The organism is Chryseobacterium phocaeense, from assembly GCF_900169075.1.
GTDB classification, from domain to species: Bacteria; Bacteroidota; Bacteroidia; order Flavobacteriales; family Weeksellaceae; genus Chryseobacterium; species Chryseobacterium phocaeense.
This window is the reverse complement of the sequence record NZ_LT827015.1, coordinates 53,227-67,416: the sequence shown is the minus strand read 5'-3', so window position 1 is coordinate 67,416 and position 14,190 is coordinate 53,227. Positions and strand designations below refer to the sequence as shown.

Annotated in this window: 14 protein-coding genes; 8 read left to right on the top strand and 6 right to left on the bottom strand. The window is 38.7% G+C overall.

Going from position 1 to position 14,190, the window contains the following annotated elements; all coding sequences use genetic code 11:
- Positions 1 to 20: 20 nt before the first annotated feature.
- The gene (locus B7E04_RS07100) at positions 21 to 3,734 is read left to right on the top strand and encodes a metallophosphoesterase (RefSeq protein WP_080778042.1); all 3,714 of its coding nucleotides are present in this window, start codon (positions 21 to 23) and stop codon (positions 3,732 to 3,734) included.
- 267 nt (positions 3,735 to 4,001) lie between these two features.
- A complete protein-coding gene (locus B7E04_RS07095; RefSeq protein ID WP_139785356.1) occupies positions 4,002 to 4,721 on the top strand; it encodes a hypothetical protein in 720 nt (239 codons plus the stop codon).
- Positions 4,722 to 4,750: 29 nt separating this feature from the next.
- On the opposite strand, the gene B7E04_RS07090 is transcribed toward B7E04_RS07095, so the two are convergent.
- From B7E04_RS07090 to ruvX, 5 genes are all read right to left on the bottom strand, one after another.
- On the bottom strand, positions 4,751 to 5,638 hold the full coding sequence (locus tag B7E04_RS07090) for a hypothetical protein (protein ID WP_080778040.1): 888 nt from the start codon (positions 5,636 to 5,638) through the stop codon (positions 4,751 to 4,753).
- Positions 5,639 to 5,718: 80 nt separating this feature from the next.
- Positions 5,719 to 6,486 carry a nucleoside triphosphate pyrophosphohydrolase gene (mazG, locus tag B7E04_RS07085; RefSeq protein ID WP_080778039.1) on the bottom strand — a complete coding sequence of 256 codons (768 nt, stop codon included), beginning with the start codon at positions 6,484 to 6,486 and terminating at the stop codon, positions 5,719 to 5,721.
- A 296-nt stretch (positions 6,487 to 6,782) separates the two neighbouring features.
- Entirely contained in the window at positions 6,783 to 7,340 is a 558-nt protein-coding gene (locus B7E04_RS07080; RefSeq protein WP_080778038.1) for a DUF5606 family protein, read from the bottom strand.
- An 81-nt stretch (positions 7,341 to 7,421) separates the two neighbouring features.
- Entirely contained in the window at positions 7,422 to 7,994 is a 573-nt protein-coding gene (def, locus tag B7E04_RS07075) for a peptide deformylase (protein WP_080778037.1), read from the bottom strand.
- Positions 7,991 to 8,407, bottom strand: coding sequence for a Holliday junction resolvase RuvX (gene ruvX / locus B7E04_RS07070; RefSeq protein WP_080778036.1), 417 nt, complete (start codon positions 8,405 to 8,407; stop codon positions 7,991 to 7,993). The genes def and ruvX overlap by 4 nt, the downstream gene beginning before the upstream one ends.
- A 115-nt stretch (positions 8,408 to 8,522) precedes the next feature.
- Between ruvX and B7E04_RS07065 the strand changes: the two genes are divergently transcribed.
- The 4 genes from B7E04_RS07065 (at position 8,523) to B7E04_RS07055 (ending at position 11,138) form a co-directional block, all read left to right on the top strand.
- Positions 8,523 to 8,999 (top strand): SixA phosphatase family protein, encoded by a 477-nt coding sequence (locus B7E04_RS07065; RefSeq protein ID WP_080780612.1) that lies wholly within the window; start codon positions 8,523 to 8,525, stop codon positions 8,997 to 8,999.
- The gene (locus tag B7E04_RS22355) at positions 8,980 to 9,240 is read left to right on the top strand and encodes a hypothetical protein (protein WP_228439854.1); all 261 of its coding nucleotides are present in this window, start codon (positions 8,980 to 8,982) and stop codon (positions 9,238 to 9,240) included. Before B7E04_RS07065 ends, B7E04_RS22355 begins: the two co-directional genes overlap by 20 nt.
- Before the next feature lie 54 nt (positions 9,241 to 9,294).
- Positions 9,295 to 9,864, top strand: coding sequence for an archaemetzincin (locus B7E04_RS22350; RefSeq protein ID WP_228439852.1), 570 nt, complete (start codon positions 9,295 to 9,297; stop codon positions 9,862 to 9,864).
- A 221-nt stretch (positions 9,865 to 10,085) separates the two neighbouring features.
- Positions 10,086 to 11,138, top strand: a complete 1,053-nt coding sequence (locus tag B7E04_RS07055) for a T9SS type A sorting domain-containing protein (RefSeq protein WP_080778035.1) — start codon at positions 10,086 to 10,088, stop codon at positions 11,136 to 11,138.
- A gap of 340 nt (positions 11,139 to 11,478) precedes the next feature.
- Here B7E04_RS07055 and B7E04_RS07050 read toward each other — a convergent pair whose 3' ends face one another.
- Entirely contained in the window at positions 11,479 to 13,023 is a 1,545-nt protein-coding gene (locus B7E04_RS07050; protein ID WP_080778034.1) for a serine hydrolase, read from the bottom strand.
- Between the two features lie 133 nt (positions 13,024 to 13,156).
- On the opposite strand from B7E04_RS07050, the gene B7E04_RS07045 reads away from it, so the two are divergent.
- A complete protein-coding gene (locus tag B7E04_RS07045; RefSeq protein ID WP_080778033.1) occupies positions 13,157 to 13,654 on the top strand; it encodes a metallophosphoesterase family protein in 498 nt (165 codons plus the stop codon).
- A 29-nt stretch (positions 13,655 to 13,683) separates the two neighbouring features.
- Positions 13,684 to 14,178 (top strand): Smr/MutS family protein, encoded by a 495-nt coding sequence (locus B7E04_RS07040; RefSeq protein ID WP_080778032.1) that lies wholly within the window; start codon positions 13,684 to 13,686, stop codon positions 14,176 to 14,178.
- Positions 14,179 to 14,190: the final 12 nt, after the last annotated feature.

Sequence of the window (14,190 nt, the reverse complement as noted above, 5' to 3'; positions counted from 1 at the left end):
ATTTTTGTTAATGTAAATTTATGAATTTATCCTTTAAAACTCATTTAAAAAATACTTCTATTGCCTTTCGGACCGTATTGTCTGCCGGAGTTTTGTATTCCTGCGCAACATATAACGTAAAAAAAGGAAAAAACTTATTTGAAGTACAGAATTCCGACATAAAATCTGAAAACGATTTTAAAGTTTTCCTGATCGGGGATGCCGGAAATTCAGATGAGCCACAGGCACAAAATACGTTAAATTTACTCAAAAACAAACTGGATTCTGCAGACAGCAACTCCATGCTGATCTTCCTTGGGGACAATATTTACCCCAACGGACTTCCGAAAGAATCAGATAAGGAATATGCATCAGCAAAGCAAAAGCTGGAAAACCAACTCGCCATTACCAAAAACTTTAAAGGAAAAACCCTGGTCATTCCCGGAAATCATGACTGGTATAGCGGCCTTGAAGGGTTAAAAGCCCAGGAGGACCTGGTGAAAACTTATTTAAACGACAAAAAAGCTTTTCTTCCAAAAAATGCCTGCGGGATTGATGATATTAACTTATCCAAAGACATTAAACTTATCGTTATTGATACTGAGTGGGCGCTGGTCAACTGGGATCAGTATCCCGGTGTGAATAAAGGCTGTACCATCAAAACCCGTGAAGATTTTTTCACAGAATTTAAAGATCTGGTGACCAAAAACCAGGATAAAAGAATTATTGTTGCGCTGCATCATCCTGTGATCAGCAGCGGAACCCATGCAGGATTCAATTCTACAAAAGCACACCTTTATCCGCTGAAAAGCAAAATCCCGGTTCCCGTTGTTGCCAGTGTAGTCAATGTACTGAGAAGTTCTTCCGGAGCAAACCTTGAAGACATCAATAACCAGCATTATGCTGATCTGGCCAACAGGCTGAAAAGTATTGTGCAGGATAAGGAGAACATCATCTTTGTTTCCGGCCATGATCACAATCTTCAGTATCATGAAGACAGGAATATCCGGCAGATTGTAAGTGGTGCCGGTTCCAAAACAGATCCTGCCACGATTGCAGAGAAAAGTGATTTTTCATATGGCGGGAGTGGTTTTGCCGTTTTAAATCTGAGAAAAGACCAAAGTACGGATGTAGAATATTTTTCTACGAAAGACAACAATCTAAAAAAGCTTACCCATATTTCGGTGATCTCAAAGCCGGATGTATTTGTGAATAATTACCCGAAATCCTTTCCTGGAAATGTCAGCTCAAGTATCTACCCGGTAAAGCTCACCAAAAAAGGACCGGTGTACCGCTGGCTCTGGGGCGAACACTACAGAAAGTATTATGGAATCCCGGTTGATGCACCTACTGCAGATCTGGCTTCTTTAAACGGTGGATTTACGCCTTTCAGAGAAGGGGGCGGCAATCAGTCAAACAGTTTAAGACTGAAGGCAGCAGACGGTCAGGAATTTGTGATGCGCGGTGTAAAAAAGAGCGCTGTTCGTTTCCTGAATAATATGGCATTCAAAAAAAGCACCTTCGGAAATGAACTGAACAACACGTTTCCTGAAAAATTCCTTCTGGATTTTTATACCACCAATCATCCGTTTACTCCTTTTTCAGTAGGAAATATGGCTGATAAACTGAATATTTTCCATAGTAATCCAAAATTGTATTACATTCCAAAACAATATGCTTTAGGAGAATACAATGAAAATTATGGCGACGAAATGTACATGATTGAGGAACGTTTCTCTTCTGATCCCAAAACGTTGGCGGCGCTGGATAATGCCAAGGACATTGTATCTACCGATGATGTTCTGAAAAATTTCTCTAAGAACTATAAATATTCCGTAGACCGGGAGTCTTATATCCGGGCAAGAATTTTTGATATGCTGATCGGTGACTGGGACCGGCATTCCGACCAATGGAAATGGGCAGAATATGAGGATGGCAAAAAGGTCATTTACAAACCTATTCCCAAAGACAGGGACCAGGCTTTCAGTAAATATGACGGAGCAGCTTTTAAGATCATTATGAATGTTCCGGCTATCCGTCACATGAAAACCTTTAAAGAGGACATTAAAAATGTAAAATGGATGAATATGGAGCCATATCCGCTGGATCTTGTCTTTTTGAAAGGCGCTACCCAGGAAGAATGGATCGCACAGGCGAAATACATCCAGGAACACCTTACGGATGCTGATATCGATGATGCATTTACCAACCTTCCCAAAGAGGTGAAGGATGAAACCCTTACAGATATTCAGAGAAAATTAAAAATAAGAAAAACAAAGCTGCAGGATTATGCAGCTCAATATTACGATGTTCTTCAGGAAAAAGTATCGCTCGCAGGAACCGTAAATCCTGATAAATTTGTGATTACAAAGACCGGAAAATCTGTTAATGTAAAGCAGTATCAATTAGACAAAAACAAAGAAAATCCTGAACTGGTTTTTGAGAAAAATTACGAAGATTCCAAGACCAAAGAGCTTTGGATTTACGGACTTGAAGACGATGACATCTATGAAGTTTCGGGAGATGGAAGACCTAAGATGAACATCAGGCTTATCGGTGGTTATAACCACGATGTCTACAATATAGCTGACGGAAAAAGCGTAAAAATCTACGACTTCAAATCCCAGAAAAACACCTATAACGGAGGCGGAACGAAAAATATTTCTGATGATTACGATGTCAATACCTATAATTACAAGCATCCGAAATATAATTTCTTTGCGGGCTACCCGAATGCAGACTACAACCCGGATGACGGAGTGATCCTGGGGGTTCTGGCTAATTACACCGTAAATAATTTCATCCGTGCTCCTTATACCCAGAAACACAGTCTGAAAGTTAATTTCTATACAGCGACAGGAGGATTCAATGCAGCGTATAAAGGGATTTTCAAGAAGGCCATCGGCGGATGGGACTTTAACCTTGATGCGGCCTATACCACGCCAAGATTCGCAGAAAATTTCTTCGGACTTTCCAATGAAAGTGAGTACGATAAAGAAGAAACGGAAAGAGAATACAACAGGGCGAGAATCTCCAAATTCAATTTTGCACCATCGATCTCCAAAAAAAGCTGGCTGAATCTCCAGCACCAGTTCCAGCTTACTTTTGAAGATAATAAGGTTCAGCGCAAAGGGGACCGTTTTGTAGACCAGTCTCCGGATGTGAGACCGGAAGTTTTCAACAGCCAGCAGTTTGCAGGAGCCAATTATACCTTCAGTTTTAAAAATCTGGATAATAATGCTTTCCCTACCTTAGGCCTTGAGTTCCTTGTGAATGCCGACTGGAAAACCAATCTCTCCAATACGGAAAGGAATTTCTTCACCCTGAGCGGAACACTTGCCATAGATCACAGGCTTGATAAAAGAGGAAATTTTGTTTTTGCAAATTCCAGCAATGCGATGTGGATCAGCAATAATAATTTTGAATTCTACCAGGCGGCAAGCATCGGCGGAAACAATGGAATGAGAGCATTCAGAAATGACCGGTTCTCCGGGAAATCCTATTTTACCAATAATTCTGAGATCCGCTGGGACTTCGGAAGGGTGAGAAACAATATTATCCCTGCCAACATGGGCGTCCTGATTGGCTATGATCTGGGCCGTGTATGGAATGATGATGAAGATTCCAAAAAATGGCATCAGTCTGTGGGAGCAGGATTCTGGATGAGTGTTGTGGAAATGTTCTCTGCAAGACTTAATTATTTCTACGGTTCGGACGGAGGCAGAATTTCTGCAGGTGTAGGGATGACTTTCTAGTATTTTTATCGAAATAAAGCTTCATTTACATAAAAAAACGGTTATGTATGTTAAATTTTACTATGCATAGAATTTAAAATTCGGCCCGTTTCATTCATAAATCGTTACATATAAAGCAAATACGATCAGGAAAGCTGAATCATATTTTTCCCGGCTTTAAGCAGATTTACTCATAGCTCAATATGTTTAGTTATCTGCTAAAAATTCAATGTTTTAGAAACAATTTATATTTGCTTTTAAATTATTTCAACAAAAAACAACTATTGGATGAAGAAAACGCTATCGTACATGGCATTATTTGTCATGTCCTTAACTGTAAACGCTCAAGTGGGTATAGAAACCCCAACACCACAAAACACACTGCATGTCAACGGAAGCCTTCAGGTGGTTAAAGACCTTAATGTAGGCGGCAATGCAAAGACCAAAGGAAGTTCCGGAAACCGTGGTGAAGTATTAATGTCAAACGGAGCCAATAATCCTCCTTCATGGACGACCATCGAGTCCCAGAACTTTTTAAAGGTAGTATTTGTCGGTAATAAAACCGATACGAACCCCAGTTCAGGAAGCTACACGGGTACCGGAAGCAACCCCGTCAGCACGCACGACAGCTACGCAAAAAGCTATGTGTATAACGTAACGAACAAAATTGATAATACGTACCTTACGTATAACTCAACGACCGGAGTATTTACCGTTGTAAAGCCGGGGTTTTACAATATTGTTCCTTATATCACATATGACCTGAGCTTAAACGGGAACGGCTATACTGCGGGAACGGCAAAATCTTCCGTTCAGAAGATTTCTCCATCCACAGCCACCCTGGCTTCCATTTCAACAGGACATGGCGAACGTACATTGACTGTGAACCATAACCTCTCCTCTATCAGTTATTTCAACAAGGATGAGACGTTCAGGGTACGGTGTGTTTACACCCAGAATTTCAGGTTGTCTGCGGGCAATATTCACATTTCTTACCTTACTCCGTAAGATATTTTTTGAATCTAGCCCTCCTGCAATTATTTTGTTTGAGGGTTAAATTCAAATCTATATACATTTCCACCTTCTGTTTTATCTTTCTCGTCGGCAATCAGCAATGTTTTATCATCAAGAAAAACAACGGCTTCTTTTTGTGAATTATGGTTTAAAGGAATTTTTTCAATCTTGGCTGAATTGAAATCATCAGCTTGAAACCCGGAAAGAACGTGGATATTTTTATGAGTAAGAAGAACAATTTTATCATTCGTACTGTTGATGGCGGCAGAAGTGATGGCGGCATCACTGTACTTGCCCTGAAGTTTTAGTTTCCCGATCAGTTTCGCCTCAAAATCCCCTTCTTTATTCGGTACCTGGAATACCAGGAAAGTCCCGTCAAAACCTTTGCTTCTGTTCTTGGTGAAAAGATAGAAGTTTCCATTCATCTCTACAAAAGCTTCACAGTCATACAGCCAGTTTGATTTCTTTGGAGGAAATTCCGTCTGTCCTTCATAGTGAAATTTTGTCGTCTGAATTGCTCTGGTCGTTTTCTGAGAACTGTCTTTCAGATCCAGCTTTAAAATAGCCAGATTCTGCCGGATATTGTCGTTATTTCCAAAATCCCCGAGATAAATATTTCCCTGGCTATCTTTTGTAATATCTTCCCAATCGTTGTTTTCAGCGTTTTCCACCAGAACATCTGTGATCAGTTTTCCCTGCAAATCCAGGCCGTATACCACATTTTTATTTCCCTGATCTTCAATAGCCCAGATAGTGTTTTTATCCTGAGACAAAACAATTCCGGAAACTTCTTTCAGCTTTTTGGGCAAAGAAAATTCTATTTTCAGATCATCATCCGTTTTTGGGGAATCCTGAGCTTTAGGATTACAGCTCCACAGTAAAAAAACGGATAGGGTAAGAATACGCAACATAGCTATTTTTTATATTTTTCTCTAAGTTATTAATTATCTGCTGATGATGAAAGCCTCGGGAACAGACCATTTTAATTTTTTTATGACATCAACTTCGCTTTTTCCCATAATACATCCATTTCTTCAAGGGACATTTCTGCGAGATTCACGTTGGTTTCCAGGGCAATCTTTTCCATTTTCTGAAATCTTGTTATAAATTTAAGATTGGTTCTTTCCAGTGCAGAATCGGGATTCAGTCCTGAAATCCGTGCATAATTGATCAGCGAGAAAAATACATCGCCTAGTTCCAGCTCTTTTTTATCAGGATCCGTTTCTTCATGAAATTCCCGGATTTCTTCATCTACTTTTTTCCATGCATCTTCGGCATCATGAAACTCAAACCCGATTCCTTTTACCTTATCCTGAATTCTGTACGCTTTTACCAGACTTGGAAGGCTTTTCGGAACACCGCCCAAAATAGACTTATTCCCTTCTTTCAGCTTTAATTTTTCCCAGTTCTGCTTTACTTCTTCTTCATCTTTCACTTCGGTATCCCCGTAAATATGAGGGTGACGAAAGATCAGTTTCTCGTTTAAAGAATTGATAACATCTGCGATGTCAAAGCTTTCTTTTTCAGATCCTATTTTAGCATAGAAAACCAGGTGGAGCAATACATCTCCCAATTCTTTTTTTATTTCCTGTAAATCTTCCTGCAGGATGGCATCTGAAAGTTCATAGGTTTCTTCAAGGGTCAGATGGCGCAGCGACTGCAAAGTCTGTTTCTGATCCCACGGGCATTGTTCACGGAGATCATCCATAATATCTAGTAATCTTCCGAAAGCTTCCAGTTTTTCCTGTTTGGTATTCATAAATTGAGAATTCAAGTACTGCAAATTTAGGGTAAATCTTTAATTAAGTTCATTTGTCCTGAAACAAAAGAACGAAAAGTTCAAGACTTGGAAACTTCCGTTAAGAATAAATTCTGCTCTTTAAAAATTCTAAAACTCGTGCAGACTGACTATTTCTGAATCGTTTCAATACAGGTCCCGCACGTTCACCGAATTTATTTTTTTAACGCTCCATTTTCCGAAGTCATTTTAAATTGGACAAAAAATCCCTGTCAGAAATTTCTGACAGGGATTCATATTTTACAATTCAGGAAGAATTATCCTTTCTTGGTATGTGTGCTTTTCGGAGCTGCTTTGGCTGCAGAAGTAGCTTTTACTTTTGGAGCGGCAGGCTTTTCTGCTTTTGGAGCCGCTTTTTTAGGTGCTTCTTTTTCAATGCTTACTTCTTCTTTTTCTCCTTCCAATGTTTCCGGTTCTGCCTTTACAAAGCTATCAGGGGTGATATATCCGGCTTTCTGAAGGATATTGTACCACTGAGCCAGTTTCTTGATATCTGAAGCGTATACTCTCTCTGTATCGTAGTTTGGAAGAGAAGCCGTCATAAAATCTTTCAGAACATCATCTGTAGATTTGTGGGAAATAGCCTCTTTATAGTCACTATTCTTAGCAATATTTTCAAAAACTTCAAACAAAGGAACTTCTTTATCTACTGTAAACATAGCGATATTATCCAGCAAACTCACCTGGCTGGAGTTTCCGATGCTTACTTTCTTCTTTGTTGTAACATCTTCAATGATGAAACCGTTTCTTAATTGGGAAACTAATTTAAAAAGTCCCGGCTTTCCGGAAATTGAAATTATTTTTTCTAACAGCATAATTTTATTTTTTGTAAATTCTGCAATCGGCACGAGGCGTTTTGCGGTGTATTATTTTATTTTTTTAATCCTTATTTTAAATTATTTCGGAAATCTCATTTTGTAGCCTATGCTTACATCCCCCTGTGAGATCTTCGTCAGTTTACCTTTTACAAGCTTTTTCTTCAAAGCGCTTAAATGATCGGTAAACAGGATGCCTTCAATATGATCATATTCATGCTGAATTACGCGGGCTCTAATATCGGAAAAAGTTTCTGTATGTTTTACAAAATTTTCGTCATAATATTCAATAAGAATGGTTCCTTTTCTTTTCACATCTTCTCTTACATCCGGAATAGAAAGGCATCCTTCATTAAATTTCCACTCTTCGCCGGACTCTTCAAGAATCTTTGCATTAATGAAAACTTTCTTAAACTCAGCCAGTTCGTCTTTGATGTCTTCATAATCTTCATCCTCCGCAAGAGGAGTCACATCAATTACGAACAAGCGCAGGTCCAGCCCGATTTGCGGTGCAGCCAGCCCAATACCGTTTGCACTGTACATCGTTTCGAACATATTATCTATAAGTTCCTGTAAACCGGGATAATCTTTTTCTATATCTTTTCCCACTTTTCTCAAAACAGGATCTCCAAAAGCTCTTATCGGTAAAATCATCGTATTCTTTGTTCTAAAAAATTCTGCAAAATAATTGTTGCACTTACTTTATCTATCAACCCCTTTTCCTGTCTCTTTTTCTTGTTTTTTCCACTTTGGGAAATAAAAAAAAAAGCCATTTTAGAGGTAAACCTTTCATCTAAACGGTGGACTGTAATCCCCGGAAATTCTTTCTGAAATTCTTCAATGAATTTTAAGATATCTGTCTCCACTTCGGAAATATTTCCTTTCAGATCTGTGGGAAGTCCCACTACCAGATCATCCACTTTATTCTCAGTGAAATATTTCTTTAAAAACTCCATTAAAAACCGCGTTTCCACAGTTTCAAGACCGCTCGCAATAATCTGCATATCATCCGTTGCAGCAATACCACACCGCGCCTTTCCATAGTCTATTGCAAGGATCTGTCCCATAAGTGTGCAAATTTAGTAAAATTTAATGATTTTATTCATAACGCAGTTTTTTTATAAAAATCATGTTTTATTCCATTATTTTTTTTATAATTTTAATCTTCCAAAAAACGAAAATATGAAGAAACTCATCCTCGTAAGACATGCGAAGAGTGACTGGCCGGAAGAAACGGAAGACTTTGACAGACCTTTGGCAGACAAGGGGTTAAAAGATGCTATGAACATGTCCAGATTCATGAAAAGTAATAATATTTCTATTGATCAGTTTGTGTCCAGCCCGGCAGTCCGTGCCCTGAATACATGTAAAATATTTAATCAGACCTACCAGCTTACTGTTTCTACGGAAGACAAGCTGTATAATCCCTCTGAAAGAAATTTTGAATCTGTGATCTACGACTTGGATGACAGCGTAACCTCTGTTGCCTTTTTTTCCCACAACAATGGAATTTCCAATTTTGCCAATTCCATCTCAGAAGATATTTTTCATTTCCCGACCTGCGGAGTGGCAGGTTTTGAAATAGACTGTAATTCCTGGTCTGAATTTGATGGTGCCAAAAAGAAACTTCTGTTCTTTTATGAACCCGGGAAAATATAATATTATCCTTTCTTTATTCATCACTGCCTCATTCCTTTTTTCATGTCAAAAAAAGGAGAAAATCTATGTGGAAACCATTGCCCTGAATAATATTCAGCTTACCAAAGCTAAGCCGGGCGACTGGCGATATTCCAGGAACGAAAAATTTCAGACTTTTGAAGATTTTCAGAAACTAAAAAAAATAAAGCCCGAGCCGGGAAAAAATACGGTCTATCTTCAGCCTATTGGAGAATTCAATTAGCTTCAACAAAAAGAAATACAACTTACTCAGGAATATTTAAAGGCTTATTTTCAATTGGAAACCAAAATTCTTCCGGTTGTATCCAATACTATTTTCCTAAAAGAAGCCAGAAGAATTTTCAAGGATGGACAGGAACAGATTTTGGCAGGTTATGTTCTTGACAGTATTCTGATCAAGCAAAAGCCGAAAGATGCCGTAGTCTTAATGGGCATTACAGAAAGGGATCTTTTCCCAAAACCGGAATGGAACTATGTTTTCGGTCAGGCATCTTATGAAAATGGTGTAGGGGTAACTTCTATATACAGATTTTCCGACGGACATCTATCTGATTCCAATTTTAATGAAAGTCTTGAGCGCCTGATTAAAATTAGTTCTCATGAGATTGGCCATATGTTTGGAATCAGCCATTGCCTGAATGCGGTTTGCGTGATGAACGGTACGAATTCGCTTCCGGAAACTGATTTCCATTTTGCAAGAGCCTGCTCTCTCTGCCAGCAAAAATTGAATTCAAGCCTGTCATATGATCCACGAAAGCGTCTTCTGGATTTGAAAGATTTTTTTGAGAAACAACATCTAAATGTTGAATTGTCTCGTGCTGAGCAGGATCTGTCTCTTTTAAGATAACTGCAGATGCTTTTTTAAGTTTTGGCTAAAGCCAAATTGATCACAATACATTATTGAAGGATGGAATAGGCCCGTACCTATTGAACATTACAGCTATTTCCAAGTGCTTTAATTGTGATTTATCTTTTACATTTTGCTCATGACTTTTGTCACAACCTGGATATTTTTGTTTTTAATAAAGTATTTTTGTTTAAAATTTAATTATTCTAAATAAAAATAAAATGAAAAAACAGCTTTATTTCTTCGTGCTTATTCTTCTCTTTGCGGGAACCGGAATATATGCACAAGCCACCGCCAATGTATTTATTGAAAATCTGAATACGCCCAATCCAATGGTTATTGACGGGAATACTATGTATATTGGTATTTATTATGAAGACAAGGTCATCAAAGTCAATATAGATGATCCTACCTCTCCTCCGGTCGATGTTGTTACAGGCGTAAACCGTCCTTATGGACTTGCCTTGAAGGATAACATTCTGTATGTTTCTGAGTTCGGAGGAAACCGGCTTTCCAAGGTTGATCTTAATGCTGCCAATCCGACCCGGGAGATTGTTCTGTCGGGCATAAACAGCCCTTTGGGTCTCGAATTCGTAGGGAATGACCTGTATATGGCTCTTGAGGGAGATAATAAGATAGCGAAAATAGATGTCACCCAAAGTACACCTCAGCTGATTGATGTAACGGCTGCAGAGTCTCCGTTTGAAATTGAGATCATCAACAATGTGATTTATTTTACGGAAAGATTTGAAGGAAGGGTTTCAAAATTTGATATGAACAGTTCCAATTCCCCAGAAATGGTAGCACAGGGATTAAGCTATCCATCAGGTCTTGCTTCCTACGGGCAGGAATTATTTATCTGTGAGGCCGGAGCAGCTAAGGTTTCCAAACTTAATTATACGACAGCCAGTCCGACGGTATCAGATGGTCTTGTTTCAAGCGGATTTAATTATCCATCAGGTTTAGCCGTCAATGGGAATACAATGTACGTTACAGATTTCTTTGCAGGTTCATTATTGAAAGCGGATTTAGCAGCTCTTTCAGTTTCAGATCAGAAAAAAAATAAAAACACTGCAGCAATTTATCCTAATCCTGCAAAAGACATATTAAATGTTCGCAATGCATCTTCAAAAGACTTTAAAATCTTCAGCATGGTTGGGAATCTTGTTCTTTCCGGAAAACTGGAGCGTGATACGATTAATGTAAGTCAGCTGGCAAAAGGGGCTTATATTATTCAGATCGGGGGTTTTATTAAGAAGTTTGTGAAAGAGTAATTGAGCTTGAGGCTAAGGTTAAGATCGAGTTTAACGCTGAGGCTGAGATTAATACTATATATTATAAAAAAGAGCTCCAATAGTTTTGGAGCTCTTTTTTAGGTTTTGGCTAAAGCCGTTTGAAAATATGATACATAAAAAACGGGCTAAAGCCCGTTCCTATTGAATTTTTTAATGCTAGTATTGTTACTGCCGTGTCTTTTGCTATGAAGCTGATCACTAAAGCCTGCTTTATGAATGTTTTATAATCCTCATTGAAAATTCATTTTCATACAGCTGTTTTCCTCATCAACAAATTTGCCTCCTTTGCTTTCTCAGCTTTATTTGCTTCCTTAGCATTTTACTTTCTCTTCAGATCCAGATCATCAAAATCAAAACTGAAATCCGTAACATCTGAGATGGGTTTTAGCTTAGCAGATACTGCCTTTCCGTTTTCATCATAATCAAAAATAATATAGGCATCGGCATCATAGCTTCTGTCGTCCCATTTGATGATAAAGGAATTATTGGAGAAAGGAAGCAGTTCACCTTTCAGTCTTGGTGAATTTTTACAAAGGATTTTGTAAGCGGTTCCCTGCTGTGAAATTTCAACATCACCGAACCATTGGTCATTGTAATTCCCAACGAACTGTTCTGCTTTCGGATGTAGACTTTTTTCTTTTTTAAAAGCTTCTGATTTCGCATATGCCTCTTTTTTCTGCTTATCGAAATCTGCATTTACTTTTGACATTCTTTCGCCATATGTTTTCAGCCAGTTTCTGTCTGCCACGCCAAGGTAAGAATCTTTTACCGTGTTGGTGATTGTATTGAAAGCAGCTCCAGACTGCTGATTGGTTAATACTACAATTCCCAGTTTCAGATCAGGAATCAGGGTAAATTGGGTAACGGTACCGATAAGACCACCGGTATGCTGAATCTGCTTATGTCCTTTAACATCACTCAGGAACCATCCCAGACCATAACCATAAAAGCTTGTATCATAAGGATTTTTCATCGCCACCCTGTCAGGAATCTGAAGGCTCCACAGCTGCTGAACATTTTTATCAGAAACCAGCTTTTTACCATCTTTTGTCGTGAAATTGTTTAAAAGACAATCTGCCCAGATCGTCATATCTTTAATATTACTCATAATTCCTCCTGCTGCATTTCCCGTTTCATTCCAGTCGTGAGGAACGGCGATCGCTTTTCCGTCAACAGGTGCGTGTGCATCGATTTTATTGGCTACTGCTTTTGCTCTGTTATAGCTTCCAAAGCTGGAGGTCATTCCCACCGGCTTCATAATTCTCTGTTCTATAAATTCAGCCCAGCTCAATCCGGAAACCCTGTGGATAACTTCCCCGGCAACAATGAACATAATATTGTTATAATCCAAAGTGGTTCTGAAAGGATTCTCAGGCTTAAGGTATCTTACATTGTGAACTATATCATTCACCGTAAGATTTCCTCCTTCCGGAAAGAACATCAGGTCTCCCTGTCCCAGCCCTAATCCTGCTCTGTGGGTCACAAGATCTTTTATGGTAACGTTTTGAGAGACGTAGGGATCGTACATCTGGAATTCAGGGATATATTTAGAAACTTTGTCGTCCCAGTTCAGTTTTCCTTCATCGGCTAAAATAGCCAGAGCCGTACAGGTAAAGCCTTTGGAATTGGATGCAATTCCCACCAGCGTGGTATCGTCCATCGGCTGTTTTGTGGTGAGTGAACGCTGTCCGAAACCTTTTGAATAGATCACTTTTCCGTCTTTAATGATCCCCACAGACATTCCTGGAACATCAAAGGTTTTCAAAGTATTCAGGATCAGCTCATCCAATTTTTTTTCTTCAACCTGGGCGTTGAAAAGCCCTGCTGCTATCAGAAAAACTAAAAGAGAAAATTTCTGCCTCATTTTTTATAATTTTCCCAAATTTAATAAATATTAGGAGATACCTGGTTTTCCTTTAAAACTTTGTCTATTTAAAATAATCTGATTCTTAATAAAAAATAAAATCTTCCTAACTTTGCACAAATTTCAGATCTTAATGACAAAAATCCTTCTTCTTTCCGATTCCCATTCTTATATAGACGACCGCATCTTAGAATATGCCCGTCAGGCCGATGAAATCTGGCATTGCGGTGATTTCGGAAGTATGGAAGTCATAGAGGCACTGGAAAAAATCAAGCCTTTAAAAGGAGTCTACGGAAATATAGACAACGCTAAAATCCGGGCCGAGTTTCCGGAAGTGAACCGTTTTTTCTGTGAGGATCTTGAAGTTTTAATGATTCATATTGGTGGGTATCCCGGAAAATATACGCCGCTTACCAATAAAGAAATCTCTGAAAAAGCACCCAAACTTTTTATTTCAGGACATTCCCATATTTTAAAGGCTATGTTTGACCAGAAAAACAATCTTCTGCATCTGAATCCCGGAGCCTGCGGAAAACTGGGATGGCATAAAACGAGAACCATGATGCGTTTTGTTGTAGATGGTGACGAAGTCAAAGATCTGGAAATTATTGAACTGGGGCCGAAAAATTAATCTTACATTTAAAAGAAGCAGCAAAATATATGAAAATCGGGGACCAGGTTTCTGTAGTAGATGAAGATTTAAGCGGAATTGTTACTTCCGTGAATGGGAATATCGTGGTTTTTAAGGACGAATATGGATTTACCTATCAGTATCCCAAAGAAAAACTGGTTCCTAAAAATGCGGATCTTTACGAAAATATCCGGGTGGTAAAAAAAGCAGAGCCTCAAAAAATTATTTCGAAAAAGCATCAGAAAAATCATATGGTTCTGGATCTTCATTTTGAAAATCTGGTTAAAAACCCCAGTGAATATGACAGTTTTGAAAGACTTTTCATTCAAAAAGCAAAATTAACGGAGGTTCTTGATTTCTGTAGAAAGCACCATCTGAAGAGACTGGAAATTGTTCACGGGATTGGTGACGGAACGCTGCAGAAAATGGTGATGGATGTTTTGGAAAGCCAGCGCGATATTGATTTTTACAATAAGGAAATACTTCATCATCAATCCGGTGCCGTTATGATAGAATTTCACTAAATTTGCATCTAA